At 70.5% G+C, this 24,816-nt stretch carries 25 protein-coding genes and 1 tRNA gene; 13 read left to right on the top strand and 13 right to left on the bottom strand.

Going from position 1 to position 24,816, the window contains the following annotated elements; genetic code table 11:
• The first annotated feature begins 37 nt into the window (after window positions 1-37).
• Complete coding sequence (locus ACFRKB_RS15130) at window positions 38-1,558, top strand: DHA2 family efflux MFS transporter permease subunit (RefSeq protein WP_383106195.1); 1,521 nt, start codon at window positions 38-40, stop codon at window positions 1,556-1,558.
• 51 nt (window positions 1,559-1,609) lie between these two features.
• On the opposite strand, the gene ACFRKB_RS15125 is transcribed toward ACFRKB_RS15130, so the two are convergent.
• Window positions 1,610-2,104, bottom strand: a complete 495-nt coding sequence (locus ACFRKB_RS15125) for a GNAT family N-acetyltransferase (protein WP_383106193.1) — start codon at window positions 2,102-2,104, stop codon at window positions 1,610-1,612.
• 25 nt (window positions 2,105-2,129) lie between these two features.
• Window positions 2,130-3,056: an aminoglycoside phosphotransferase family protein gene (locus tag ACFRKB_RS15120; protein WP_383106191.1), complete on the bottom strand. Its 927-nt coding sequence runs from the start codon at window positions 3,054-3,056 to the stop codon at window positions 2,130-2,132.
• Between ACFRKB_RS15120 and ACFRKB_RS15115 the strand changes: the two genes are divergently transcribed.
• The 5 genes from ACFRKB_RS15115 (at window position 3,055) to ACFRKB_RS15095 (ending at window position 7,401) form a co-directional block, all read left to right on the top strand.
• Window positions 3,055-3,816: a rhomboid-like protein gene (locus ACFRKB_RS15115; protein WP_383106190.1), complete on the top strand. Its 762-nt coding sequence runs from the start codon at window positions 3,055-3,057 to the stop codon at window positions 3,814-3,816. The genes ACFRKB_RS15120 and ACFRKB_RS15115 overlap by 2 nt on opposite strands.
• Complete coding sequence (locus ACFRKB_RS15110) at window positions 3,813-5,246, top strand: NAD(P)/FAD-dependent oxidoreductase (RefSeq protein WP_383106188.1); 1,434 nt, start codon at window positions 3,813-3,815, stop codon at window positions 5,244-5,246. Before ACFRKB_RS15115 ends, ACFRKB_RS15110 begins: the two co-directional genes overlap by 4 nt.
• 154 nt (window positions 5,247-5,400) lie before the next feature.
• Window positions 5,401-6,423, top strand: coding sequence for an alcohol dehydrogenase (locus ACFRKB_RS15105; RefSeq protein ID WP_383106187.1), 1,023 nt, complete (start codon window positions 5,401-5,403; stop codon window positions 6,421-6,423).
• A 205-nt stretch (window positions 6,424-6,628) separates the two neighbouring features.
• On the top strand, window positions 6,629-7,246 hold the full coding sequence (locus ACFRKB_RS15100; RefSeq protein WP_383106185.1) for a hypothetical protein: 618 nt from the start codon (window positions 6,629-6,631) through the stop codon (window positions 7,244-7,246).
• Window positions 7,231-7,401: a hypothetical protein gene (locus tag ACFRKB_RS15095; protein WP_383106183.1), complete on the top strand. Its 171-nt coding sequence runs from the start codon at window positions 7,231-7,233 to the stop codon at window positions 7,399-7,401. The genes ACFRKB_RS15100 and ACFRKB_RS15095 overlap by 16 nt, the downstream gene beginning before the upstream one ends.
• Before the next feature lie 71 nt (window positions 7,402-7,472).
• Here the strand turns inward: ACFRKB_RS15095 and ACFRKB_RS15090 are convergent.
• A tRNA-Thr gene (locus ACFRKB_RS15090) sits at window positions 7,473-7,546 on the bottom strand.
• 204 nt (window positions 7,547-7,750) lie between these two features.
• Here ACFRKB_RS15090 and ACFRKB_RS15085 point away from each other — a divergent pair.
• The 3 genes from ACFRKB_RS15085 (at window position 7,751) to ACFRKB_RS15075 (ending at window position 10,314) form a co-directional block, all read left to right on the top strand.
• Entirely contained in the window at window positions 7,751-8,875 is a 1,125-nt protein-coding gene (locus ACFRKB_RS15085) for an ABC transporter ATP-binding protein (protein WP_249952196.1), read from the top strand.
• Window positions 8,876-9,109: 234 nt separating this feature from the next.
• Window positions 9,110-9,532: a hypothetical protein gene (locus ACFRKB_RS15080; RefSeq protein WP_129767135.1), complete on the top strand. Its 423-nt coding sequence runs from the start codon at window positions 9,110-9,112 to the stop codon at window positions 9,530-9,532.
• A 38-nt stretch (window positions 9,533-9,570) separates the two neighbouring features.
• On the top strand, window positions 9,571-10,314 hold the full coding sequence (locus tag ACFRKB_RS15075; protein ID WP_383106181.1) for a nucleotidyltransferase family protein: 744 nt from the start codon (window positions 9,571-9,573) through the stop codon (window positions 10,312-10,314).
• Between the two features lie 128 nt (window positions 10,315-10,442).
• Here ACFRKB_RS15075 and ACFRKB_RS15070 read toward each other — a convergent pair whose 3' ends face one another.
• The 7 genes from ACFRKB_RS15070 to ACFRKB_RS15040 all read right to left on the bottom strand — a co-directional run bounded on the left by ACFRKB_RS15070 (window position 10,443) and on the right by ACFRKB_RS15040 (window position 17,606).
• Window positions 10,443-12,239, bottom strand: coding sequence for a DoxX family protein (locus ACFRKB_RS15070; RefSeq protein ID WP_383106179.1), 1,797 nt, complete (start codon window positions 12,237-12,239; stop codon window positions 10,443-10,445).
• 125 nt (window positions 12,240-12,364) lie between these two features.
• The gene (gene rlmB, locus ACFRKB_RS15065; protein WP_383106177.1) at window positions 12,365-13,315 is read right to left on the bottom strand and encodes a 23S rRNA (guanosine(2251)-2'-O)-methyltransferase RlmB; all 951 of its coding nucleotides are present in this window, start codon (window positions 13,313-13,315) and stop codon (window positions 12,365-12,367) included.
• 161 nt (window positions 13,316-13,476) lie between these two features.
• A complete protein-coding gene (cysS, locus tag ACFRKB_RS15060) occupies window positions 13,477-14,892 on the bottom strand; it encodes a cysteine--tRNA ligase (protein ID WP_383106175.1) in 1,416 nt (471 codons plus the stop codon).
• A gap of 122 nt (window positions 14,893-15,014) precedes the next feature.
• Entirely contained in the window at window positions 15,015-15,419 is a 405-nt protein-coding gene (locus tag ACFRKB_RS15055; protein WP_383106173.1) for a PPOX class F420-dependent oxidoreductase, read from the bottom strand.
• 154 nt (window positions 15,420-15,573) lie between these two features.
• A complete protein-coding gene (gene ispF / locus ACFRKB_RS15050; RefSeq protein ID WP_383106171.1) occupies window positions 15,574-16,080 on the bottom strand; it encodes a 2-C-methyl-D-erythritol 2,4-cyclodiphosphate synthase in 507 nt (168 codons plus the stop codon).
• Window positions 16,070-16,816: a 2-C-methyl-D-erythritol 4-phosphate cytidylyltransferase gene (ispD, locus tag ACFRKB_RS15045; RefSeq protein WP_365975972.1), complete on the bottom strand. Its 747-nt coding sequence runs from the start codon at window positions 16,814-16,816 to the stop codon at window positions 16,070-16,072. The genes ispF and ispD overlap by 11 nt, the downstream gene beginning before the upstream one ends.
• Window positions 16,817-17,123: 307 nt before the next feature.
• Window positions 17,124-17,606, bottom strand: a complete 483-nt coding sequence (locus ACFRKB_RS15040) for a CarD family transcriptional regulator (RefSeq protein ID WP_003953493.1) — start codon at window positions 17,604-17,606, stop codon at window positions 17,124-17,126.
• 715 nt (window positions 17,607-18,321) lie between these two features.
• On the opposite strand from ACFRKB_RS15040, the gene ACFRKB_RS15035 reads away from it, so the two are divergent.
• Window positions 18,322-18,963 carry a DUF461 domain-containing protein gene (locus ACFRKB_RS15035; RefSeq protein ID WP_383106169.1) on the top strand — a complete coding sequence of 214 codons (642 nt, stop codon included), beginning with the start codon at window positions 18,322-18,324 and terminating at the stop codon, window positions 18,961-18,963.
• Window positions 18,964-19,235: 272 nt separating this feature from the next.
• Here the strand turns inward: ACFRKB_RS15035 and ACFRKB_RS15030 are convergent, their stop codons facing one another.
• Complete coding sequence (locus ACFRKB_RS15030; RefSeq protein WP_030353388.1) at window positions 19,236-19,916, bottom strand: two-component system response regulator PhoP; 681 nt, start codon at window positions 19,914-19,916, stop codon at window positions 19,236-19,238.
• Window positions 19,913-21,175, bottom strand: coding sequence for a two-component system sensor histidine kinase PhoR (locus ACFRKB_RS15025; protein WP_365976003.1), 1,263 nt, complete (start codon window positions 21,173-21,175; stop codon window positions 19,913-19,915). Before ACFRKB_RS15025 ends, ACFRKB_RS15030 begins: the two co-directional genes overlap by 4 nt.
• Window positions 21,176-21,381: 206 nt before the next feature.
• On the opposite strand from ACFRKB_RS15025, the gene phoU reads away from it, so the two are divergent.
• Complete coding sequence (gene phoU / locus ACFRKB_RS15020) at window positions 21,382-22,062, top strand: phosphate signaling complex protein PhoU (RefSeq protein WP_030353390.1); 681 nt, start codon at window positions 21,382-21,384, stop codon at window positions 22,060-22,062.
• 141 nt (window positions 22,063-22,203) lie between these two features.
• Window positions 22,204-22,362, top strand: a complete 159-nt coding sequence (locus tag ACFRKB_RS15015; protein WP_383106167.1) for a hypothetical protein — start codon at window positions 22,204-22,206, stop codon at window positions 22,360-22,362.
• 69 nt (window positions 22,363-22,431) lie between these two features.
• Here the strand turns inward: ACFRKB_RS15015 and ACFRKB_RS15010 are convergent, their stop codons facing one another.
• Window positions 22,432-23,190 (bottom strand): phosphoglyceromutase, encoded by a 759-nt coding sequence (locus tag ACFRKB_RS15010; RefSeq protein ID WP_383106166.1) that lies wholly within the window; start codon window positions 23,188-23,190, stop codon window positions 22,432-22,434.
• A gap of 155 nt (window positions 23,191-23,345) precedes the next feature.
• On the opposite strand from ACFRKB_RS15010, the gene ACFRKB_RS15005 reads away from it, so the two are divergent.
• Window positions 23,346-24,761: an MDR family MFS transporter gene (locus tag ACFRKB_RS15005; protein WP_383106164.1), complete on the top strand. Its 1,416-nt coding sequence runs from the start codon at window positions 23,346-23,348 to the stop codon at window positions 24,759-24,761.
• The last annotated feature ends 55 nt before the right edge of the window (window positions 24,762-24,816 follow it).

The raw sequence follows: 24,816 nt of genomic DNA, 5'->3' as shown, positions 1-24,816 counted from the left end.
GCGGTGAGGGCGGTGAGAACGGTGAGGGGCGATCTCGATGAGTGACCCGCCGACGTCCGGCACTCGGCCGGCCGACACCCACCGCTGGTGGGCCCTGGCCGTCATCGCGACCGCCCAGCTCATGGTCGTCCTGGACGCCACCGTCGTGAACATCGCCCTGCCCTCCGCCCAGCGCGAACTCGGCCTCACCAACGACAACCGGCAGTGGGTGATCACCGCTTACACCCTCGCCTTCGGCGGTCTCCTGCTGCTCGGCGGCCGGATCGCCGACCTCGTCGGCCGCACACGCACCTTCGTCGTCGGGCTGATCGGCTTCGCCGCGGCCTCCGCGATCGGCGGCGCGTCCACCGGTCCCGAGATGCTCTTCGCCGCCCGCGGGCTCCAGGGCGTCTTCGCCGCGCTCCTCGCGCCGTCCGCGCTCTCCCTGCTCACCACCACGTTCACCGGCGGCACCGAGCGGGCCAAGGCGTTCGGGATATTCAGCGCCATCGCGGGCGCGGGCTCCGCCATCGGACTGCTCGTCGGCGGAGTCCTCACCGAGTTCCTCAGCTGGCGCTGGTGCCTCTACATCAATGTCCCGATCGCCGCGATCGCCGTCGTCGGCGCACTCACCCTCCTCGGCGACCGGGCGGGCACCAAGGGTGCGCACCTCGACATCCCCGGCGTCGTCCTCGGCTGCGGCGGGCTCATCGCCATCGTGTACGGGCTCAGCGAGGCCCAGGCGCACGGCTGGACCGCCCCGCTCGTCCTGGCCCCGCTCCTCGGCGGCGCCGCGCTGCTCTGTGTCTTCGCGTGGTGGCAGACCCGCTCGCCCGGCCCGCTGCTGCCCCCGCAGGTCATCCGCGACCGCAACCGCGGCGGCTCGGTGCTCACCATGTGCCTGACGACGACCGGGCTGTTCGGGGCGTTCCTGTTCCTGACGTACTTCTTCCAGACCGTCCTCGGCTACTCACCGCTCCGAGCCGGTCTCGCCTTCCTGCCGATGACCTGCGCGATCGTCGTCGGATCCACGCAGATCTCCGCCCGGCTGCTGCCCCACGTACCGCCGCGGCTGCTGCTGGGCCCGGGGCTGCTGCTCGCCGCGGCCGGGCTGTACTCGCTGACCTTCATCGACACCCACTCCAGCTACCCCACCCACATCCTGCCCGGCACGCTGCTGCTCGGCCTGGGTCTGGGGCTGACCTTCATGCCCGCCATCTCGACCGCCACCATGGGCGTCGCGCCGAGGGACGCCGGGGTCAGCTCGGCCACCGTCAACACGGCGCAGCAGGTCGGCGGCTCGATCGGTACGGCGCTGCTCAACACGCTCGCGACGACCGCCACGGCGACGTATCTGATGACCCATCTCGCCGCGGCGGAACGGCGGGCGGCGCCGAGGGGAGGGCTCACACCGGCGCAGAGGGCGGACATCGTGAACACCGGGACCGTGCACGGCTTCACCGTCGCCATGGGCTGGGCGGCCATCATTCTGGTGGGCACGGCGGTGATCGCCGTGCTGCTCGTCAACGGCGGTTCGCCGCGCAGCCGGGAGGCGGCCGAGGCGGCACCGGCCGCCTGACCGCCCCCGTACGGACTCCGCACCATCCACCTGTCGGGGTGAAGCCACCTATCAGGGTGAAGCCACCTGTCGGGGTGCTGCCCCCAGCTCGCCCAGCGCGGCGTCCGTCAGCCGGAACACCGTCCACTCGTCCTGCGGCAGCGCGCCCAGCGACCGGTAGAACCCGATCGACGGCTCGTTCCAGTCCAGGACCGACCACTCCAGCCGCTCATAGCCGCGCTCCACACAGATCCGCGCCAGCTCGGTCAGCAGCGCCTTGCCGTGCCCGCCGCCGCGCCGGTCGGGACGTACGTACAGATCCTCCAGGTAGATGCCGTGGACGCCGCGCCACGTCGAGAAGTTGAGGAACCAGAGCGCGAACCCGACCGGCTCCCCGTCCTCCGTCTCCGCGATGTGCGCGTACGCGGCGGGCCGCTCCCCGAACAGCGCCTCACGCAGCTGCTCCTCGGTCGCGCGCGCCTCGTCCAGGGCCTTCTCATACTCCGCGAGCTCACGGATCATCGCGTGGATCACCGGAACATCGGCGGGTGTGGCATTACGAATCATGACCACAGACTCTCCTGCCGCCTGCCTACCGCGCCAGCAGCGACCGAGCGATGGACACCTGGTCCGGCTGGAGCGTGTGCTCCCCGTCGGCCACATGCCACAGGCTGTTCTGGAGCACCCGCCCCAGCGTCCAGGCCCGCGCCCGTCCCCGGTCCAGACCCAGCACCTCCGTCATCAGGTCGAAGCGCCACAGCGTCTCCGCCGCGTCGAAGCGGTTGTCGAGGGCCGGCATCAGCTCGAACCCCGGGTCGCCCGCCAGTGGTTTCGGGTCGATGGCCAGCCACGGTTCCCGCGGGTCGGCGGGGTGCGACGCGAGCACGTTCTCGTAGTGCAGATCCCAGTGCAGCAGCCGGTCCCCGGGCTCGTCCGCCACCTCGCGCACCGCCGCCGCGCAGTCCCGCAGCAGTCTCCGCTCGCCCTCGTCGGGCAGCGACCGCGAGAGAACCGGTACGTCATCGAGCATGCGCGCGGCGATGTCCCCCAGCCCGCGCATCCCGGCCGGGGCCGGCACCGACGTGAGCCGCGCCAGCAGCTCCGCGATGATCCGGACCGCCTCCCGCGAGTCCAGCGCGCCCAGATCGCGAGTGTCGAGCCGCTCCAGCAGCAGCGTGCCCGTCTCCTCGTCGTACCCCAGCAGCCGTACCGCGCCGTCGCCGCCCCACACCCGCAGCGCCACCGGCTCCCCGGCCGACTCCTCGTCCAGGTTCTGGAGCTTCAGCACGGCGGGCGTACCGTCCGCCCGCTCCACCGGCAGCACCAGCGCGCACATGCCGTACATCGCGGGGCCGGTACGGCGCAGCTCCCACCGCTCCAGGAAGTCCGCCGCCCGGCCCGGCAGCGCGGCGATGAAGGCGCGGCCCGCCTCGCCCAGGATCTTCGACTGTGTTTCCGCCAGCTCCACCGGAATGTCAATCACGTCACCGATCGTACGGGCGTGGGTGAATCGGCCCATGCGCCGTTTCCTTCCCCGGGTATCCCAGGCACCCCGGGCACTCCGGGCACCCCGGGCCCGCCGCCAGGTCCGCCGCGCGATCCGCGCCGGGACCGTCTGGATCACGAGCGCCCCCGGCACCTATCTCTGGCTGGCGGCCCTCTTCGTCACCACCGTCGCCCTGCACCGCATGTCACCGGCGTTCGAAGAGGACTTCCTGCGCCAGCGCTCCACCAACATCCATGAGCTGTCCACCGACCCGGTGCGGGTGCTGATCGCCAGCGCCTTCTGGATCGACAGCGGCGCGTGGGCCCCGTACGCCGTGCTCTACACGGTCTTCCACGCACCGGCGGAACACTGGCTCGGCACAGCGCGCTGGCTCGCCGTCGTCGCCCTCGCGCACATCGGCGCCACACTGATCAGCGAAGGCGTCCTGGCCTGGGCCATCCGCCACGGCCACGCCCCGCAGTCCGCCGTGAACACGCTGGATGTCGGGGTCAGCTACGCGCTCGCCGGCGTCGTCGCCGTCCTGACGTACCGCGTCCCGAAGCCCTGGCATCTGCCCTACCTGGGAGCTGTCCTCATCTTCTTCGCCACCCAGCTGATCGCCGACCGCAGCTTCACGGACCTCGGCCACTTCGCCGCCGCCCTGATCGGCCTGGCCTGCTACCCGCTCACCCGGGGGCGTGGCCGGGCACGGGACCGGGGACGGAGCCGGGACCGGGGCCGCCGCCGGAGCCTGGACAGACATACGGACAGCGGTGTACGAACACCCTCATGACCAGCGCGAACAACGGCGGCAGCGGCGGCAGCGGCGGCCCGAACAACGGCGGCATCTCCTTCTGGTACGCGAGGGACGGCATCCCCGCCCCCCGCGAGCCGCTCCCCGGCGACGCGAGCGCCGACGTCTGCATCGTCGGCGGCGGCTATACCGGCCTGTGGACGGCGTACTACCTCAAGAAGGCCGTGCCGTTCCTCAACATCACGGTCCTGGAAGGCAAGTTCTGCGGTTACGGGGCCTCCGGGCGCAACGGCGGCTGGCTCTACAACGGCATCGCGGGCCGCGACCGCTACGCCAAGCTGCACGGCCACGACTCCGCCGTACGCCTCCAGCAGGCCATGAACGACACCGTCGCCGAGGTCATACGCGTCGCCGACGAGGAGAAGATCGACGCCGACATCCACCGGGGCGGCGTCCTGGAAGTCGCCCGTACGCCCGCCCAGCTCGCCCGCCTCAAGGCGTTCCACGCCGCGGAGCTGGCGTTCGGCGAGACCGACCGCACCCTCCACGGCGCGCGCGAGACCGCCGAGCGCGTCCGGGTCACCGGAGCCGTCGGCTCCAGCTGGACCCCGCACGGCGCCCGGCTGCACCCCGCCAAGCTGGTCAAGGGCCTCGCGGCGGCCGTCGAGGCGCTCGGCGTCACGATCCACGAGTCGACGCCGGTCACCGAGATCAAGCCGAAGCACGCCATCACCCCGTACGGCACGGTCCGCGCGCCCTACATCCTGCGCTGCACCGAAGGCTTCACCGCGACCCTCAAGGGCGCCCGCCGCGCCTGGCTCCCGATGAACTCCTCGATGATCGCCACCGAACCGCTCCCCGCCGAGGTCTGGGACACCATCGGCTGGGACGGCCGCGAAACCCTCGGCGACATGGCTCACACATACATGTACGCGCAGCGCACCGCCGACGACCGCATCGCACTCGGCGGCCGTGGCCACCCGTACCGCTACGGCTCGAAGGCGGCCCGCCTCGGCCACCCCTCCGGCACCGAGCCCGCCACCATCGACGCCCTCCGCGCCGTCCTGGTCGACTTCTTCCCCACCACCGCGGGCGTCCGGATCGACCACGCCTGGTCCGGCGTCCTCGGCGTCCCCCGCGACTGGTGCGCCACGGTCACCCTCGACCGCACCACCGGCCTCGGCTGGGCCGGCGGCTACGTGGGCTCCGGCGTGGCCACCACGAACCTCGCGGCCCGCACCCTCCGCGACCTGATCCAGCAGGACTCCGGCCAGTCGGGCCCCACGGACCTGACCACCCTTCCCTGGGTCAACCACAAGGTCCGCAAATGGGAACCGGAGCCCTTCCGCTGGCTGGGCGTCCACGGCATGTACGCGACCTACCGCACGGCCGACCGCAAGGAATCCACGACCTCCGCCCCGGAGAGCCACCCCCTGGCGCGCACGGCCAACCGCGTCTCGGGCCGCTGACCGCGAGCCACCGGCGGCCGATCCGACGGCCGATCCCGCACTGACCTGCCCAACGCGCGGGATCGGCCCGGAGCTGGTCCCCTGGAAGGGAGGGGAGTGCCGTCACTCCAGCACCCGCCGACAGGCCAGTGCCCGTCAGGACCCCGGGAGCGAGATGAGCACCTATCGAGTCGCGCAGGTGGCCGCCGCGGGCGGGCCCTTCGAGATCACCGAGCGCGAGACACCACACCCGGGCCCGGGCCACGTACGGATCGCCGTGGACGCGTGCGGGGTCTGCCACAGCGACGCCATGTTCGTCGACGGCCTGCTGCCGGGCGTGCGGTTTCCGCTGGTTCCCGGGCATGAGATCGCCGGGCGCGTCGAGGAACTGGGCGAGGGAACGGAGAACGCCTGGCAGGTGGGCGACCGGGTCGCGGTGGGCTGGTTCGGCGGCAGCTGCCACCACTGCACACCGTGCCGGCAGGGCGACTTCATGGTGTGCGACAACCTGAAGGTCCCCGGCTGGTCGTACGACGGCGGCTTCGCCGAGTCGACGATCGCGCCCGTCGACGCCCTGGCCCGGATCCCCGACGCCCTGGCGGCGGCCGACGCGGGCCCCATGGCCTGCGCGGGGGTCACCACGTACAACGGACTGCGCCGCAGCTCCGCCCGGCCCGGCGACCTGGTCGCCGTACTCGGCATCGGCGGCCTGGGGCATCTGGGGGTGCGCTACGCGGTCGCGATGGGCTTCGAGACCGTGGCCATCGCCCGCGGGGCCGACAAGGCCGATTTCGCCAAGCAGCTCGGCGCCCACCACTACATCGACAGCACGGCGGGCACCCCCGTCGCCGAGGCGCTTCAGTCGCTCGGCGGCGCGAAGGTCGTCCTGGCCACCGCGGCCAACTCCGACGCCATCACGGCGACCGTGGAGGGCCTGTCCCACCGCGGCGAACTGGTGGTCATCGGCGCGTCCGCCGATCCGCTGGGAATCACCCCGGCCCAGCTGCTCATGCGCGGCAAGATCATCCGCGGCCACCCGTCCGGCACCGCGCAGGACGTGCAGGACACCATGGCGTTCAGCGCCCTGCACGGCATCCGCCCGATGATCGAGACGGTCCCCCTGGACCGCGCCACCGAGGCATACCAGCGCATGCTCACCGGCGCCGCGCGCTTCCGCATGGTGCTCACCCCGCACTGACCGGCGCGTGGGTCCCGTCCGAACCGACCAGCGGTAACGGCTTTCTTTACCTTTTTCTTTACGTTGGCGAAAGGTGGTGTTCAGGTACAACGAACACTCCGGTTCGGGTGCACGCCGACCGTTCGGCCGCCCCCCGCCCCGCGCAGGCGGCACGCCGCGGCTGCGGCGGGTGCCCGTCATCATCAGTGGCCCTGGAGTGTGGCGCGTGCGCGTTTTCGAGACTGTGAAGCGAATGCCGGATGCTCCGGCACTGCTCGACCGCTGCCGCGGGCTGGGGATGATCGAGAGGATTCTCCAGCCGCCGTGGCCCGATGAGCACGCCTACGCTTTCGAGAGGGCGGAGTGCGCTGACGGCGGCTGGACTCTGACCATGTACCGCCAAGAGCAGTACTTCACTGTTCACTTTCACACAACGGGTGTCCTGGTCTACGGGTGGGACACCAACGACGATTTCACCTGGTACGACGAGACGCTGGAGTTGGGCTCGGGGACCGTATGGCCGGAGATCATGAGCCAGATACCCGAGGAGCTCAGCCCCTGCCTGCGGGTAGGCGTCGGTGCGCGTTTCCACGACGATGAGGGGTGGCTGCTGTCGGTCGTCATGTGGCGGCTGCCGGAGGACAGCGCGTGGCACGCAGGCGAGTACGAGATCCCCGCCGACGAGCACAAAGCAGCATCCCTGTACCAAAGCTGGGCAAATTCCGCGGACTTGCTCGTGGACCTGATCGATCCGTCCCCGGCACAGATCGAGTGGTCGGGGGGCTGGGGGTCGGCGGAAAGTATCTGGAAGACGATGAGATCGAGTGGGTGGACACGGGCCTGAGCCAGGAGGACGCGATCCGTCACATCCTGGCACTCCGGCCACTGACCGAGCAGGTCGTCCGCACGCTCAACCCGTACCGGGGGCTGGCGGACGTGACCGACGACATCGCCGCCGTCGACTACCCCCAGCACGCCCCGGAACGCTCGACACCGTGACCGCAGGCCGGTCGAGCTGACGAAGGAAGGCCAGGCCGGGGAGCGAAACCCCCGGACCTGGCCTCCGGCTGAGCCCCCTGTCGGATTCGAACCGACGACCTACGCATTACAAGTGCGTTGCTCTGGCCAACTGAGCTAAGGAGGCGTGCCCGAGCAGTGTAACCGGCTTCGATCACCACCCCGCCCAGGAATTTCGTTCCCGCGCAGCTACTGACAGATCAGTATCGGACAGGTACCGTCACCTCAAGTTCACCCAGGTGGACTAGACCCATCCTTCGCCCCCGGCGGAGGACCCATTCCTTTACTCGGATCGTCCGGCACGTTCCTGCCGGTGAGGGGACACATCGCCATGGCAACTGTCTCGTTCGACAAGGCAACCCGCGTATACCCGGGTTCCACCAAGCCCGCTGTCGATCAGCTGGAGATCGAGATCGAGGATGGCGAGTTCCTCGTCCTCGTCGGTCCGTCCGGCTGCGGCAAGTCGACCTCCCTGCGCATGCTCGCGGGTCTGGAGGACGTCAACGGCGGCGCCATCCGGATCGGTGACCGCGATGTCACGCATCTGCCGCCGAAGGACCGGGACATCGCCATGGTGTTCCAGAACTACGCGCTCTACCCGCACATGTCCGTCGCCGACAACATGGGCTTCGCGCTCAAGATCGCCGGTGTGAACAAGGCGGAGATCCGCAAGAAGGTCGAAGAGGCCGCGAAGATCCTCGACCTCACCGAGTACCTCGACCGCAAGCCCAAGGCCCTCTCCGGTGGTCAGCGGCAGCGTGTCGCGATGGGGCGCGCCATCGTGCGTGAGCCGCAGGTGTTCCTCATGGACGAGCCGCTGTCGAACCTCGACGCCAAGCTCCGTGTCTCCACCCGTACGCAGATCGCCTCGCTCCAGCGCCGCCTCGGCATCACCACCGTCTACGTCACCCACGACCAGGTCGAGGCCATGACCATGGGCGACCGCGTGGCGGTCCTCAAGGACGGTCTGCTCCAGCAGGTCGACTCCCCGCGCAACATGTACGACCGCCCCAACAACCTCTTCGTCGCCGGCTTCATCGGCTCCCCGGCCATGAACCTGGTCGAGGTGCCGATCACCGACGGTGGTGTGAAGTTCGGCAACAGCGTCGTGCCGGTCTCCCGTGACGCGCTCGCCGCCGCCGCGGACAAGGGTGACAAGACCGTCACGGTCGGTGTCCGTCCCGAGCACTTCGACCTCGCGGAGGAGAGCGGCGCCGGTGGCGCGCTGTCCAAGGACGCTCCGGCCGGTCTGGCCGTGACCGTCAACGTCGTCGAGGAGCTGGGCGCCGACGGTTACGTCTACGGCACCGCCGACCTCGGCAGCGAGAAGAAGGACCTCGTGGTCCGCGTCAACGGCCGCGCCGTACCGGAGAAGGGCGCCAAGCTGCACGTCGTCCCGCGCGCCGGCGAGACGCACGTCTTCTCGACCTCCACCGGTGAGCGGCTGACCGACTAGGACGCGGTGAAAAGCACGTACGGCTGACGCGCCCACAGGGGCGTCCCGCCCGAATTCGTCCGCGCGGCCCCGCACTCCGGTGCGGGGCCGTACGCGTGTGTCGACAAATACCCCGGCAGACTGGCCATTTCGGACAGGGCGCGTCAATGCCCGATTCGAAAAGTCCGGTCGAACCATCCCTCGCACGAGTGACTAAATGTCGCCAAATCATTACTGGCCGCTACGCTCGCCTGCGTGACCCACACAGCCCGCCGTATCGGCCGAACTCTCGCTCTCGTACTGCCCGTCGTCCTGGTGCTCTCCGGGACCCTCGCGGTCGCCCGCGTTCCGTGGGCGGCCAGCACCTCCGAGTCGCAGGTCCTGACCGCTTCTTCGGACACCGCCTCGGTCCGGGCCAAGTCCCGTACGCCCCAGGATATTCTGCGCGACCAGCTCCTCGTTGAGCTTCAGGAGAAGGATCCGGGCATCGCCCTGACGCATCTTCAGCGGCAGGTCGAGGAGCGCCCGTCGCTCGCCAGGCACTGCATGTCGATCGCAAGGGCCCTCGGCCGCGCCGCCGTGGCCTCCTACGGCCCCACGCGCGCGCAGTCCTTCTCACGTCCCGTGTGCGACACATCGTTCGCGTACGGCGTCTCCCAGCAGACCGCGGGGAGCTGACCGCCCGCTCCCTGTCCGGCCCGCCTATCGTTCACGGCATGCATACGTATCCGACGCAGGCCGTGGTTCTCGCGGGCGGCCAGGGGTCGCGGCTGCGCCCGTACACCGATGACCGGCCCAAGCCGATGGTCGAGATCCCCGGAACAGGGACCCCGATCATCGGCCATCAGCTTTCCTGGCTCGCCGCCGAGGGCGTGACCGATGCCGTCATCTCGTGCGGCCATCTCGCCGAAGTCCTCCAGGAATGGCTGGACTCGGCGGACCTTCCGCTGCGTGTCACAACCGTGGTGGAGCCCGAGCCGCTGGGGCGCGGCGGCGGACTCAAGTACGCCGCCGCGCGCCTGCCCGCCCCCGATCAGCCCTGGTACGCCACCAATGGCGACATCTGGACGCGTTTCTCGCTGCGCGAGATGGCCGCGTTCCATGCCGAGCGCGATGCCACCGCGACGCTCGCTCTCGCCCGCCCGCGCATCCCGTGGGGGGCCGTCGAGACGGACGAGTTCGGTCATGTCCTCGACTTCATCGAGTCGCCCCCGTCGCCGTATCTGATCAACGCGGGGGTGTACGTGTTCTCCGCCGACTTCCTCGCGTTGCTCCCCGACCGCGGCGACCACGAGCGGACCACCTTCCCCCGGCTGGCGCGGCAGCGCCGGCTGGCGGGCTTTCCGCTGCCGCACGGGGCGTACTGGCGGGCCATCGACACCGCCAAGGACCTCACGGAGGCGGCCAAGGAGCTCGCTTCCGGCGGCCCGGGGCGACCCGGGAGCCCCGCGGGGGTCTGACGGGTCCGAGAACCGCGGCACGGACGCGGCACGGACGCAGCACGGCAGCAAAGCACGGCTGCAAAGCGCGGCAAAGGGGCGGTCCCCACCTGAAGTGAGGGCCGCCCCTCCGTCGTCTCCGTACGGCGTCAGCCGAGCAGGCCGCCGATCGGGTTGCTGTTGCCGCCGCCCGAGGACGAGCCTCCGGTGCCCGATCCCCCGTCGCCGCCGCCGCTGCCGCTGCCGCCGCCTCCGCCGCTCCCGTCGCCCGTACCGCCCGTCGAGGACGGTCCCTGGCTGCTGGACGGCGGCGGGGCCTGCTCCGCGGTCCGCGGGGCCTGCTGAACCGTGCCCTGCGTCTGGCTGGGCTGCTGTGTCCGTCCCGTACCGGTCGTGGCGCCGCCGCTCTCGCGGACCTGGCCGTCACCGCCGGGCGCGGTCTGCGGGGCCGTGGGGCTGCCCGAGCGGGTCGCGGACGGTTCGGACGACGTACCGCCCTTGGCGCCCCCGCTGTCGGGCGAGCCGGACGCGCTGCTCGCCCCTCCGCCGTGCTTCTGCGGCAGCGGGACGCCCGGCAGCTGGTTGACCGGGTCCACATTGGGTCCCGGCACGGTCACCATCTCCGAGGACCGTACGGCTCCGCCCAGGACCGAGCCGACCAGCAGCGTGAGGCCGATGACGACGGTCGCCACGACCGCGCCCCGGCGCAGCACCCGGCGCCGCAGCTCCCAGATCTCCGAGCGCGGCCCGAGCCTGCGCCATGCCTCGCCCGCGAGCCGCCCGTCCACCGAGTAGACCGGTGCGCCCGCGATGATCAGCGGGGACCAGGCGGCGAGATAGATGATGTCCGGCGCGTCGTACGCCGGGACGGTCCGCCAGCTGACGGTGAGCAGCAGCGCCGCCGAGAGCAGCGCCCCGACACAGGCGGCGACCCGCTGCCAGAGACCGAGGACCGTCAGCACGCCGACCACGATCTGGAGGAAGGCGACGCTGAGGCCCGCGCCGACGGGGTGGGAGAGCGCGAAGTCCCGCAGCGGCTCCGCGAGCGCCCAGGGGTGCAGGGAGTGGAGCCACTTCACCATCGAGCCGCGCTCGCCGCCGTCGAAGTAGACGGGGTCGCAGAGCTTGCCCATGCCGGCGTAGATCGAGATGAATCCGAGGAAGACGCGGAGCGGGAGCAGCACCACGCCGAGGTTCATCCGGCGGCCCGGGTAGTAGGCGTGCCGTACGCCGGCGTCGGCGGCGCGCGCGCCCTCCGCGCCGTACCGCGGGGAGTGTTCGTGCTCGTCGGGGTCGGGACCGAGCTCGTACGGCTCCTCGTCGGGCGCGTCGTACGCGGAGTCGTAGCCCGAGTCGTAGCGGGAGTGGTGGCGCGAGTCGGTGTCGTAGGCCGTGTCGTACGCGCCGACCGCCTGCCGCATGGGCGGCAGCAGTGGTGTGGCGGAGGTACGGGGAGGACCGGCCGGAGCCGGTACGGTCGCGCGCGAGCCGCCGACGACGGGCGTCGGTACCGTCGTCTCGCCTTCGACATCGATCCGCGGGATGACCTGCGTGGCGCCGCTGTCGTACCCCCTTCCGGGTACCTCTGGCAGGCCGGGCGTCTCGCGGTACGCGCCGCGCGCCGGCCGGGCGGAGGAGTTCCGTACGGCCTGGAGGAGTCCGCTGGCCCCGGGGTCCCCCGGCGCGGACTTTCCGCTCCACACGACGGGCGCCCTGCGGCGCGCTCCCCCACCGCCCCCGCCGCCCCCGCCACTCGTGGCGGGCCTGCGCGCGGTGTCGGCCGCGGCGCCGCCGCGCGCGGCGCCGGGGCGCTGGGGCGTTGCGAGCTTCACCCGGAAGCTGGCGTGGTTCACGATGACCTGCGCGGGGTCGCAGTCCACTTTGAGCATGCTCAGCGGGGGCTGATCGTCGAACCCGGGCCGGGGCGTTCTGGTGTCCACACTCATCTAACCGAGTGACTTGTGTTTAGGACACTGCCTTGACGCGCGGGAAATGTCCGAGACCCGTCAAGATCACCAGGCGCCCCCGTTCAAGAGCCTCCAGGAGGTCTCAGGACCGGCCGCGGAAGGCCTCAGGACCGGCGGCGCGACGCCTCGTACAGCACCACTCCGGCGGCGACCCCGGCGTTCAGCGACTCGGCACCGCCCGGCATCGGGATCCGGACCCGGAAGTCGCAGGTCTCGCCGACCAGCCGGGACAGCCCCTTGCCCTCGCTGCCGACGACGATCACGACGGGACCGCCGAGGGCTTCGAGGTCACCGACCTCCGCCTCGCCGTCCGCCGCGAGGCCGACGACGGTCAGGCCCGCCTTCTGGTAAGCCTCCAGCGCCCGGGTCAGATTGGTGCAGCGGGCGACCGGCGTACGGGCCGCCGTACCGGCCGAGGACTTCCAGGCACCGGCCGTCATCCCGGCGGCGCGCCGCTCCGGTACGACGACACCGTGTCCGCCGAAGGCGGAGACGGAGCGGACGACCGCGCCGAGGTTGCGCGGGTCGGTGACCCCGTCGAGCGCGACGATCAGCGGGTCCTCGCCGTCGTCGAAGGCCGCGGCGGCGAGGTCGTCGGGGTGGGCGTACTCGTACGGCGGGACCTGGAGGACGAGGCCCTGGTGGTTCAGGCCGTTCGTCATCCGGTCCAGCTCGGGCTTGGGGGCCTCCATCAGATGGATGCCGCCGCGGTCGGCCGCGAGCTGGAGCGCCTCGCGGACGCGCTCGTCGTTGTCGATGAACTGCTGTACGTAGAGCGTCGACGCGGGCACGCCGTCGCGCAGCGCCTCGAAGACGGGGTTGCGGCCGACGACCATCTCGCTGGTGCCCTTGCCGCCACGGCGCGCCACCTGGCGGCGGGCGGCCTGCTTGGCCTTGGCGTTGGCCGCGCGGTTCTGGACATGGCCCTTGCGCGCGGACGCGGGCGGCGTCGGGCCCTTGCCCTCAAGCCCGCGGCGTCGCTTGCCACCGCTGCCGACCTGCGCGCCCTTCTTATTGGACGTGCGGCGGTTCCTGCGCTGGCTGTTCCCGGCCATGACCTACCTGTTTCGTTGCCTGAGTGCGTCAGAAGTTCTTCAGACGTGGGGATGCGTCAAGTTTTATGTGTCAAGTTTTGCGTGTCAGCTTGTACGTGTCAGCGTACGCAAGTGCGCCGCCCGGACGCCCTCGAAGCCCCCGGGCGGCACATACGCCCAGGTCAGCGCGGTCCGAGCGTCCAGCGCGGGCCGGAAGGACCGTCCTCGATGACGAGCCCGGTCTGCTGGAGCTGGTCCCGGATCGCGTCGGCGGAGGCCCAGTCCTTGCGGCCGCGCGCCGCCTCGCGCTGTTCCAGTACGAGCCGTACGAGCGTGTCCACGACACCGTGCACGCTTTTCATGGACCCAGTCTCGCCGCGGTCCGCCTCACCGGCCCAGTGCGGGTCGAGCGGGTCCAGACCGAGGACGCCGAGCATGGCCCGTACCTCGGCGAGCCGGGCGACGGCCGCTTCCTTGTCGTCGGCGGCCAGCGCGGAGTTGCCCTGCCGGACGGTGGTGTGGACGATCGCCAGCGCCTGCGGGACGCCCAGATCGTCGTCCATGGCCTCGGCGAAGGCGGGCGGCACCTCGCCCGCGGGCTCCACCATTCCCCCGGCCTTCTCCACGACCCGCTGGACGAAGCCCTCGATCCGCGCGAACGCGGACTCCGCCTCGCGCAGGGCGTCCTCGCTGTACTCGATCATCGAGCGGTAGTGCGGGGTGCCGAGGTAGTAGCGCAGCACGATGGGGCGCCAGTGCTTGACCATCTCGGAGACCAGCACCGAGTTGCCGAGCGACTTGGACATCTTCTCGCCGCTCATGGTGACCCAGGCGTTGTGCACCCAGTACTTGGCGAACTCGTCGCCGTACGCCTTGGCCTGCGCGATCTCGTTCTCGTGGTGCGGGAAGATCAGGTCGATGCCGCCGCCGTGGATGTCGAAGACGGTGCCCAGGTACTTGTGGGCCATCGCCGAGCACTCCAGGTGCCAGCCGGGCCTGCCGCGTCCCCAGGGGGTCTCCCAGGACGGCTCGCCGGGCTTGGCGGCCTTCCACATGGCGAAATCCCGCTGGTCGCGCTTGCCGGTCTCGCCCTCGCCTGACGGCTGGCGCAGATCGTCCAGGTCCTGGTTGGACAGCTCCAGATAGCCGGGGAAGGAACGGACGTCGAAGTAGACGTTGCCGTCGGCCTCGTACGCGTGACCGCGCTCGATCAGGCCGCGCATCATCTCGATCATCTCGGTGATGTGGCCGGTGGCGCGCGGTTCGTAGGTGGGCGGCAGGCAGCCGAGGACGTCGTAGCCCGCGTTGAAGGCGCGCTCGTTCTCGTAGCCGATGGACCACCACGGGCGGCCCTGGTCGGCCGACTTGGCGATGATCTTGTCGTCGATGTCCGTGACGTTGCGGATGAACGTCACGTCGTAGCCGCGGTACTCGAACCAGCGGCGCATGATGTCGAAATTCAGTCCCGACCGGATGTGCCCGATGTGCGGGGCGGCCTGCACGGTGGCGCCACACAGGTAGATCGAGACACAGCCCGGCGTGAGCGGGGTGAAGTCACGGATCTGCCGGGCGCCGGTGTCGTACAGCCGAATAGTCACGCGACAAGGGTAGTGCGCCCGGGGTAGTGCCCCGCGACCCTTTGGGCCACGGGGACACCGAAGCGTGACAATGATGACCTCGGCCGGCCCGGATACGGCCGGCTCGGATACGGCCGACGCGCTCAGATACGGCCGACGACCTTGCGCGGGGTGATACGGACGACCACGCGCTCGGCGTCGTCGGCGGAGGCCGGGTTGAACTCGGCGTACGGCTTGCCGGTGTACTTGAGCGACAGCTCGTTGATCAGCTCCTGGCCGCCCTCGGTGGTGAGGTCCGCGGTGCCGCGGATCTCCGCGTACGTGTACGGGGCGTCGGCGGGCTGCGCGACGACCGTCACCCGGGGGTCGCGGCGCAGGTTCAGCTCCTTGCGGCGGCCGACCGTCGTCGAGATGAGCACATCGTTCCCGTCGCGCTTCACCCAGACCGGCGACACCTGCGGGCTGCCGTCGGGCTGGATGGTGGCGATGCTGACGAAGATCGGCGCGTCGAGGAGCTGCTTGAGGTCTTCGGAGAGTTCGGCTGACATGACTGCCTTCCTGATGCCTGAGTCCTGATGACTGGCGCATGGGGTGGACCGGAGGGTCGGACGCCGGTTCGCGTACCCGTCGATGCTCCCTCAACCCGCGCCGACCGACCGGTATTTCAGGCCGGTCGGCGGCGGGCTGTCGGCCGTCGGCCGTTCAGTCGCTCCGTACCACCAGCGCCGTGGCGATCGCGGCCAGCCCCTCGCCCCGGCCCGTGAAGCCGAGCCCGTCGGAGGTGGCGGCGGAGACCGCGACCGGCGCGCCGACCGCCGCGGAGAGGACCTTCTGCGCCTCTTCCCTCCGCTTGCCGATCTTCGGCCGGAGGCCCACGACCTGCACGGCGACATTGCCGATCGTGAAGCCCCCGGCCCGCACGATGCGCGCGGCCTCCGTCAGGAGGGCGATCCCGGACGCGCCGGACCACTCGGGGCGGCTGGTGCCGAAATGGGCCCCCAGATCGCCGAGACCGGCGGCGGAGAACAGCGCGTTGCAGGCCGCGTGCGCGACGACGTCCGCGTCGGAGTGGCCGGCGAGCCCGGGGCCCTCGCCCTCCCAGAGCAGGCCCGCGCACCACAGCTCGCGGCCCTCCTCGAAGGCGTGGATGTCGGTGCCGATACCGACCCGCGGCAGCACCACGGCCGGCGGCGGGCTGTCAGAAGCCATCGTTGGCCCTCCTCCGGGCGAGTACCGCCTCGGCCAGTACCAGATCCAGCGGCCTGGTCACCTTGAACGCCTCCTCGTGTCCCGGTACGACCACCACGGGCGCGCCGAGCCGCTCGACCATGCCGGCGCAGTCCGTCGCGCCCTCACCGACCGCCGTCTCGCTCCGATGGGCGCGCTGGAGCGTCTCGCGGTCGAAGCCCTGCGGGGTCTGTACGGCGCGCAGCAGCGCGCGCTCGGGGGTGGCGACGACCGGCTCGGGCTCGCCCTTCTCGCGGGGCTCGACCTGCTTGACGGTGTCCGCGAGCGGCAGCGCGGGCACGACGGCCGGCGCTCCGTCGCGTACGGCCTCGACCACGGCGTCCACGGTGTCGACGGGCACGAGCGGCCGGGCCGCGTCATGGACCAGGACCGTGGTGATGCCGTCGGGCAGGGCCTCGATACCGAGCCGTACCGACTCCTGGCGGGTCTCGCCGCCGGGTACGACGAGATAGTCCGTGCGCTCGGGCAGCGCGTGTTCGTTGAGGAGGTTCTTCACCTCGGGGGCGCCCTCGGGCGGCGCGACCACGACGACGAGCGAGACGGCACGGGACGCGGCCATCGCGCGGACGGCGTGGATCAGCATCGGTGTGCCGCCCAGGGTGCGGAGCGCCTTGGGGGCGCCGGGACCGAGCCGTACGCCCCGGCCTGCGGCGGGGATCACCGCGGCGGTGCGGTGGGGCCTGGCTTCCTCTGACATCGGTTGCACTCCGGCAGGTTTGTTTCCTCGGCCGACATGGGTATGGCCACAGCGTGCCGGGCGCGACGCCTTGACCGGACCCTTCCGTGACACCGGGTCGAGACGTACCGCGCCGGCCGTGGGGACACGGCGCGACGCATGCGTGTTGCGTGCATCACGACAAGTGGAAATGTGTACGGGGGATCTATACGGAATGTCGGACGGGGTGCGGGTATACGGGCATGCCGCAGCGCCCGGCGACGCAGCCTTTTCCTCATAGCTGGTCAGCGGGCACCACGGCATTCAGTGCTTCACTGCGTCAAGATATTCAGGACGCGAGGACCTCGTCGAGCAGAGCCTCGGCCTTGTCTTCATTCGTGTTCTCCGCGAGAGCCAGCTCGCTGACAAGAATCTGCCGCGCCTTGGCGAGCATGCGCTTCTCACCCGCGGAGAGTCCGCGCTCACGTTCCCGGCGCCACAGGTCACGCACGACTTCGGCGACCTTGATGACATCGCCGGAGGCGAGCTTCTCGAGATTTGCCTTGTAGCGACGGGACCAGTTCGTCGGCTCCTCTGCGTACGGTGCCCTGAGCACCTCGAAGACCCGGTCCAGCCCGTCCTGACCGACCACATCGCGCACGCCGACGAACTCCGCATTGTCCGCCGGTACGCGCACCGTCAAGTCGCCCTGGGCGACCTTGAGCACCAAGTAGGTCTTGTCCACGCCTTTGATCTGGCGAGTTTCGATGGCCTCGATCAGCGCGGCCCCGTGATGGGGATAGACCACGGTGTCGCCAACCTTGAACGTCATGTGACAGGTACCCCTTCCGTGGCTATCCAGGGTAACACGAGAATGGCATCTTCTGAATGGCGTTTTCGCAGGTCAGGGCGCATCTCGGGGCTTGACAACAGCGCCAGGAACGTGCTGCGAGCGGCTTCCGGAACGGGGTATTCGCAGGTCGGAGGCGCTGCACGGGCACCCGGAAACACGCGCGTCACCTGTCGCGGAACGCCACCCGAAGAGGCTGAACGTCCCGATTTGCCGGATTCCAGGGGGCAGACTTCCTGTACTCCGTTCGGATGTCGGGCACTCGTACGACGGGAAGTGCGACGGAAGTACAGCGGAAGTACGAGGGATTCTGAATTTGATCACCATGGCCTCCCACGCGGTATTCGTAAGGAATGTGTGGCGGCCGGAGAAATTGATCACCGGCATTATGTGAACGGCGTGCGAAACACTGCGATCGCGTGGCTGATCAGGCGGTGATCCGGACATGATCCAGGAGTGATCCGGGAGTGATCCGGGAGTGATCCGGGGCGTGATCGGCAAGGCGATCAGCAGGGTGATCCGGTGCGCCCGGCACCGTCGGGACCGGCCGGAACCGGTGGGGGGCGGGTCGGGTGCGGGGCCCCGACAACGGCTCGGTAATCTGGGGGCCGCTGACTCTCCTTTAGCCCGATCCCAGGGTGGTCGGCTTGTCCGTCCTCAGCCCCTCCGTCCGTACGTCCTAGGAGTTGCCGCCGCCGTGAGCCGCAGCCTTCGACGCGGCGCCCTCGCCGCTACCGCCCTCGTGTTCTCGCTCGCCACGCTCACCGCGTGCGGTGCCGGCAACAACGCGCAGACCCTCGGCGTCAAGCCGGACAACGCCGCCACCTCCGTCGACGTCATCACCATCCAGAACGCGACGGTCGTCACCCAGCCCGAGGCCAACGCGGCGGGTCCGGCGGTCGTCACCGGCACGGTCTTCAACAACGGCGGGAGCCCGCAGACCCTCGACTCGGTCAAGCTGCCCGGCACCAGCACGACGGTGAAGCTCTCCCCGGCCAAGGGCTCGGGCCCGGTCACCGTGCCGCCGCACGGCTCCGTCCAGCTCGGTGGCGCGGGCAACGCCTCCGCCGTGATCGAGAACGGCAACGAGGCCACGCGGAACGGCGACGCGCAGCAGGTCGTCTTCACGTTCAGCAAGACCGGCGACGTGGGGCTGCGCGCCTTCGTCTGGCCGGCGAACAGCTTCTTCAAGGACGTCGGCCCGAGCACGCAGCCGACCCCGGCCGGAACGCCCTCGGGCTCCCCGTCCGGGACGCCCGCCGCGGGCGCCGAGGGCGAGAGCGGCGCGGCGGACGCTCCGTCGGGTACGCCGTCGGACTCCGCGTCCGCCTCGCACTAGTGCCGCGACCGGCAACGTTTGCCCGTCGAGGAGCGGCGTCCAGTGCGTGTGATCGCAAGGCGGCCGGAAGCCCTTGTAGCGGAGCTACCTGGGCTTTTGGCCAACGCCGCGAGCGCGCGTGCTGGGCGTCGCGACGGGGCAAACATTGCCGGGAGGGGCACTGGACATGGCTGTGGCGCCCTGTCCGGGATCCGGGCAGGGCGCCACACCACAGCCACGCGTGACACGTCAGTCAGTCGTCACACGTCACGCGGAGACCGGTTCAGGCCGGTTTACGGCTCGAACTTGTAGCCCAGGCCGCGGACCGTCACCAGGTACCGCGGGGCCCCCGGGTCGGGCTCGATCTTGGCGCGGAGCCGCTTGACGTGGACGTCCAGGGTCTTGGTGTCGCCGACGTAGTCCGCGCCCCACACCCGGTCGATCAGCTGCATCCGGGTCAGCACCCGGCCCGCGTTGCGGAGCAGCATCTCCAGCAGGTCGAACTCCTTGAGCGGCAGGTCGACCTTGCCGCCGGAGACCGTCACGACATGGCGGTCCACGTCCATCCGGACCGGACCCGCCTCCAGGGCGGCCGGGGTCACCTCTTCCGGCTCACCTCGACGGCGCAGGACCGCGCGGATACGGGCGACCAGCTCCCGCGAGGAGAAGGGCTTGGTGACATAGTCGTCAGCCCCTATCTCCAGGCCGACGACCTTGTCGATCTCGCTGTCCTTGGCGGTCACCATGATCACCGGGACATTGGACTTGCCACGCAGCTGGCGGCAGACCTCGGTGCCCGGCAGGCCGGGCAGCATGAGGTCGAGCAGGACGAGGTCGGCGCCGTTGCGTTCGAACTCGTCGAGCCCCGCGGGCCCCGTGGTCGCGATCGCGACCTCGAAGCCTTCCTTGCGGAGCATGTAGGAAAGGGCGTCGCTGAAGGATTCCTCATCCTCGACGACGAGCACTCGGGTCACGGGAGGACCTCCGGGGCAGGAATCACGGTCGGGGGATCCAGCTCGATGCTGGGGTCAGTGTCATAGCGCCGGTCGACATCGTCCGGGCCGGTGGATGTACGGTCCCGTCCGGCGCCCGCCTCGGGCAGCCTCAGGGTGAAGGTGGAGCCCTGGCCTTCGGAGCTCCATACGGTGACCTCCCCGCCGTGCGAGGCGGCCACGTGCTTGACGATGGCGAGTCCGAGCCCCGTACCGCCCGTGGCCCGGGAGCGGGCCGGGTCCACGCGGTAGAAGCGTTCGAAGATCCGCTCGCGGTCCTTCTCGGAGATACCTATGCCCTGATCGGTCACGGCTATCTCGATCAGGTCCCCGCCGGTGGCGGAGACGCGGTGCGCGGCGATACCGACGCGCGTGCGGGCCGGGGAGTAGTTGACAGCGTTCTCGACGAGATTGCCGAGAGCGGCGGCCAGCTGGCCGCGGTTGCCCCATACATGCAGATCGGCCGTACCGCCCGAGGCCATGGTGATCTGCTTGGTGGACGCGGGCTGCCGGGACCGGTCAATGGCCTCGGCGACCAGTTCGTCCACCCGTACGGACTCCGAGTCCTCCAGCGGGTCGTCGTTCTGCACCCGGGAGAGATCGATGAGTTCCTGTACGAGATTGGTGAGCCGGGTCGCCTCGATCTGCATGCGGCCGGCGAAGCGGGTGACCGCCTCGGGGTCGTCCGAGGCGTCCATCACGGCCTCGGAGAGCAGGGAGAGCGCGCCGGTGGGAGTCTTGAGCTCGTGGCTGACATTCGCCACGAAATCGCGCCGTACCGCTTCGATACGGCGGGCTTCCGTGAGGTCCTCGACCAGAAGGAGGACGAGGCGGGAGCCGAGCGGGGCTACCCGGGCGGAGACGGCCAGGGCCTCGCCCCGGCCCGTACCGCGCCGGGGGAGATCCAGCTCCACCTGTCTTATCTCGCCGTCGCGCCGGGTGTCGCGCGCCATGTGCAGCATCGGTTCGACAGCGAGCTTGCCGCCCCTGACCAGGCCCAGCGCATACGCCGCCGAGCTGGCCTTGACCACGGAGTCGCTCTCGTCGAGAACGACCGCGGAGGAGCGGAGCACGGACAGCACGGTGTCGACGCCCGGGGGCAGTACGGCATCCGTGTGCAGGGAGGTACGTGTGGGTCTCGCCTGGTCGCGTTCGCTCCAGCGAAACGCCAGCATGGCGATCACGCCGGTGCACACCCCGGCGATCGCTGCCAATGCGGCGACCGCCGCGTTCACGTCCATGTATCCCAGGTTATGCGCGGCCACGGACACTCTCCCAGCCATCGGGGTGTCTCCTCCGACACTCGTCGCCCAGAGTTCACTGAGGAGAAAGTGCTGGTTCATTTGGGAGGGAGGAGCAGGACGCGTAGCGGCCGGAACGTGGGAGCGTGGGGGCACAGCCCCCGGCCTCCGGCCCCGGGCAGGAACGTGAAGAGAGGGACAACCCCATGCGGGACGCGTACCACGAGGAACTGGACTCGATAGGCGAGGACCTGGTCGAAATGGCCCGGCTGGTCGGTTCCGCCATCGGGCGGGCCACCACGGCCATGCTGGACGCGGATCTCAAGCTCGCCGAGAGCGTGATCGCCGCCGATCAGCGGGTCGACGATCTGCAGCACGACCTGGAGGCCAGGGCCATCGCGCTGCTGGCACGGCAGCAGCCGGTCGCGACCGATCTGCGGATCGTGGTCACATCGCTGCGGATGAGCGCCGACCTGGAGCGCTCCGGCGACCTGGCGCAGCATGTCGCCAAGCTGGCCAGGCTCCGCTTCCCGGTCTCGCCCGTGCCGCACGATCTGCACGCGACGATCCTGGAGATGGGTCAGCTGGCGCAGCGCCTGATGGCGAAGGCCGCCGAGGTGATCATCACCAAGGACGTGGAGCTGGCGCTCCAGCTGGAGCAGGACGACGACGAGATGGACCTGCTGCACCGCACGCTCTTCCAGCACCTGATGGACGACCGCTGGAAGCACGGCATCGAGACGGCGGTGGACGTGACGCTGCTGGGCCGCTACTACGAGCGGTTCGCGGACCACGCGGTGGCGGTCGCCAAGCGCGTCGTCTTCCTGGTGACGGGCGAGCACGCGGACGAGATCCAGCCAGTGGACACGCCGGTCGAAGGGGCGTAGCTGGTGCGAGGCGTGAAGGAGTGGGGACGGGCGTGAAGGAGCGCGCGGCAGCGCCTGCGCGCATGCGCCGTTGATGCGCCCGCCCCCTTGGGCATGCAATGGGGTCAGGCGCCATCCACGTACGCCTTCGAGGAGGATCCCATGGCCGATTCCCCTACCCACGTCTCCCAGCAGGAAGCCCCCGCGGCCCCTGCCCCGGTGACCCGTCTGCCCGTCCTCGGCGCATGCGGCTGCGGCTCGGGCTGCGGCTGCGGCTGCCAGTCGGGCGGCTCGTGCCAGTGCGGCGGCGGCTGCGGTTGAGCGGCCGCGGTCACCCGAAGGGCCCCGTCCGGCGACGCGTCGCCGGACGGGGCCCTTTCGTGCGGTGGGCTACTTCTTGCCCTGGTTCTTCACGGCCTCGATCGCAGCGGCCGCCGCGTCCGCGTCCAGGTACGTGCCGCCCGGGGTGACCGGGTGGAAGTCGGCGTCCAGTTCGTAGACGAGCGGGATGCCGGTCGGGATGTTCAGGCCCGCGATGTCGGCGTCCGAGATCCCGTCCAGGTGCTTGACCAGCGCGCGCAGGCTGTTGCCGTGGGCGGCGATCAGGACCGTACGGCCGGTCAGCAGGTCCGGGACGATCGCGTCGTACCAGTACGGCAGCATCCGCTCGACGACGTCCTTGAGGCACTCGGTGCGCGGGCGCAGCTCGCTCGGGATCGTCGCGTAGCGCGGGTCGTCGCTCTGCGAGAACTCCGTGCCGTCCTCCAGGGCCGGCGGCGGGGTGTCGTACGAGCGGCGCCACAGCATGAACTGCTCCTCGCCGAACTCGGCGAGCGTCTGGGCCTTGTCCTTGCCCTGGAGCGCACCGTAGTGGCGCTCGTTCAGCCGCCAGGAGCGCTGGACCGGGATCCAGTGGCGGTCCGCCGCCTCCAGCGCGAGCTGCGCGGTGCGGATGGCGCGCTTCTGGAGGGAGGTGTGCAGTACGTCGGGCAGCAGGCCGGCGTCCTTGAGCAGCTCACCGCCGCGGACCGCTTCCTTCTCGCCCTTGTCGGTGAGGTTGACGTCCACCCAGCCGGTGAACAGGTTCTTGGCGTTCCACTCGCTCTCGCCATGGCGGAGGAGGATCAGCTTGTACGGTGCGTCGGCCATGGGCCAAAGCCTAATGGACCCGCGGAACGGGCTTCGATTGACGTCCGCCGTCAATTGAGTGGCGGTCCTGGAGCCGCGGTACGTAAGTTTCCCCTGGCCGATCGGCCACTTACCGGGCCGTCCGGCCACTACCGCTGTCTCCGGGGGGATTCCGCATGTCCTTCACCACATCGGCCGCCGCGTCGGCCGCCGGTCTGAGACGGGCGGTGAGGGAGAGCGTCTCGGGGCTGCCCCGGGAGTTCTGGTGGCTGTGGACCAGCACGCTGGTCAACCGGCTGGGCGCCTTCGTCGCCACGTTCATGGCGCTCTATCTCACCCTGGACCAGGGCTACTCCGCCTCGTACGCGGGTCTGGTGGCCTCGCTGCACGGCCTCGGCGGGGTCATCTCGTCGCTGGTCGCCGGGGTGATGACCGACCGGCTCGGCCGGCGGCCCACGCTGCTGATCGCGCAGTCGTCCACCGCCGCGTCCGTCGCGCTGCTCGGCTTCATGCGGGAGCCGGTGGCGATCGCGGCCGTGGCGTTCCTGGTCGGCATGGCCTCCAACGCCTCGCGCCCCGCCGTGCAGGCGATGATGGCGGACATCGTGAAGCCCGAGGACCGGGTGCGGGCGTTCTCGCTGAACTACTGGGCGATCAACCTGGGGTTCGCGATCTCGTCGGCGGGCGCGGGCTTCGTCGCGCAGTACAGCTATCTCGCCGGGTTCCTGGGCGAGGCCGCGATGACGCTCGTCTGCGCCGTACTCGTCTTCCTGAAACTGCCGGAGTCCCGACCGGAACGGGGGCCGGCCGGGGCTCCGGCGCGCGCCACCGCCGGCAAGAGCACGGGGACCGGTGCGGACGCGTCGTCCGAGCCGGAGATCGGGATGGGGACGGTCCTGCGGGACGGCCGCTTCATGAGCGTCGTCACGCTCTCCTTCGTCGTGGCGCTGATCTTCCAGCAGGGTTTCGTCGGGCTGCCGGTGGCGATGGGGGCGGATGGGTTCACCAGCGCCGACTACGGCTTCGCCATCGCGGTCAACGGCGTCCTGATCGTGGTCATGCAGCTCCCGGTCACCCGCTTCATCGAGCACCGCGACCCGCGCCGGCTGCTGATCATCTCGTCGGTGCTCGCGGGGTACGGCTTCGGTCTGACGGCGTTCGCCGGGTCGATCGCCGTGTACGCGCTGACGGTCTGCGTGTGGACCCTGGCCGAGATCGTCAACGCCCCCACCCAGACAGGGCTGGTGGTACGCCTCTCGCCGGTCCATGGCCGGGGGCGCTATCAGGGCATGTACACGATGTCCTGGTCGGTGGCGGCCCTGGTCGCCCCGCTGATGTCCGGCGTCGTGATCGACCGCTTCGGCGCCGCCTGGCTCTGGGGCTCGTGCGCGGTCCTGGGGACGGTGGCGGGCGCGGGGTACTGGCTGCTGATGCGGGGCCTGTCCGAGCCGGAAGACGAGGAAGAGAAGAAGGACGAGCGGACGGAAGAGGGGACGGAAGAGGGGACGGGAGGGGATCCCGCGGCGGCACCGGCGCACGCACCCGCCGACGCACCGGTGAAGGCGACCGCTCCGGAGGCGGGGGTCGCGTAGGCGGGGCCGCGCAGGCGGCGGTCGCGCAGGCGCGGTGCGGCTTCGCCCGTCACGT

Source organism: Streptomyces scopuliridis (assembly GCF_042790125.1).
GTDB lineage: Bacteria > Actinomycetota > Actinomycetes > Streptomycetales > Streptomycetaceae > Streptomyces > Streptomyces scopuliridis_A.
Note: the sequence above shows the minus strand (reverse complement) of the source record. Positions and strands in the feature narration are given on the sequence as shown.

Bases quoted from the DNA above. Each gene is read 5' to 3' on its own strand.
- ACFRKB_RS15130 (WP_383106195.1), top strand. From the start codon at position 38: ATGAGTGACCCGCCGACGTCCGGCACTCGGCCGGCCGACACCCACCGC.
- ACFRKB_RS15125 (WP_383106193.1), bottom strand. From the start codon at position 2,104: ATGATTCGTAATGCCACACCCGCCGATGTTCCGGTGATCCACGCGATG.
- ACFRKB_RS15115 (WP_383106190.1), top strand. From the start codon at position 3,055: ATGCGCCGTTTCCTTCCCCGGGTATCCCAGGCACCCCGGGCACTCCGG.
- ACFRKB_RS15120 (WP_383106191.1), bottom strand. From the start codon at position 3,056: ATGGGCCGATTCACCCACGCCCGTACGATCGGTGACGTGATTGACATT.
- ACFRKB_RS15110 (WP_383106188.1), top strand. From the start codon at position 3,813: ATGACCAGCGCGAACAACGGCGGCAGCGGCGGCAGCGGCGGCCCGAAC.
- ACFRKB_RS15105 (WP_383106187.1), top strand. From the start codon at position 5,401: ATGAGCACCTATCGAGTCGCGCAGGTGGCCGCCGCGGGCGGGCCCTTC.
- ACFRKB_RS15085 (WP_249952196.1), top strand. From the start codon at position 7,751: ATGGCAACTGTCTCGTTCGACAAGGCAACCCGCGTATACCCGGGTTCC.
- ACFRKB_RS15075 (WP_383106181.1), top strand. From the start codon at position 9,571: ATGCATACGTATCCGACGCAGGCCGTGGTTCTCGCGGGCGGCCAGGGG.
- ACFRKB_RS15070 (WP_383106179.1), bottom strand. From the start codon at position 12,239: ATGAGTGTGGACACCAGAACGCCCCGGCCCGGGTTCGACGATCAGCCC.
- rlmB (WP_383106177.1), bottom strand. From the start codon at position 13,315: ATGGCCGGGAACAGCCAGCGCAGGAACCGCCGCACGTCCAATAAGAAG.
- ACFRKB_RS15055 (WP_383106173.1), bottom strand. From the start codon at position 15,419: ATGTCAGCCGAACTCTCCGAAGACCTCAAGCAGCTCCTCGACGCGCCG.
- ispF (WP_383106171.1), bottom strand. From the start codon at position 16,080: ATGGCTTCTGACAGCCCGCCGCCGGCCGTGGTGCTGCCGCGGGTCGGT.
- ispD (WP_365975972.1), bottom strand. From the start codon at position 16,816: ATGTCAGAGGAAGCCAGGCCCCACCGCACCGCCGCGGTGATCCCCGCC.
- ACFRKB_RS15040 (WP_003953493.1), bottom strand. From the start codon at position 17,606: ATGACGTTCAAGGTTGGCGACACCGTGGTCTATCCCCATCACGGGGCC.
- ACFRKB_RS15025 (WP_365976003.1), bottom strand. From the start codon at position 21,175: ATGGACGTGAACGCGGCGGTCGCCGCATTGGCAGCGATCGCCGGGGTG.
- phoU (WP_030353390.1), top strand. From the start codon at position 21,382: ATGCGGGACGCGTACCACGAGGAACTGGACTCGATAGGCGAGGACCTG.
- ACFRKB_RS15015 (WP_383106167.1), top strand. From the start codon at position 22,204: ATGGCCGATTCCCCTACCCACGTCTCCCAGCAGGAAGCCCCCGCGGCC.
- ACFRKB_RS15010 (WP_383106166.1), bottom strand. From the start codon at position 23,190: ATGGCCGACGCACCGTACAAGCTGATCCTCCTCCGCCATGGCGAGAGC.
- ACFRKB_RS15005 (WP_383106164.1), top strand. From the start codon at position 23,346: ATGTCCTTCACCACATCGGCCGCCGCGTCGGCCGCCGGTCTGAGACGG.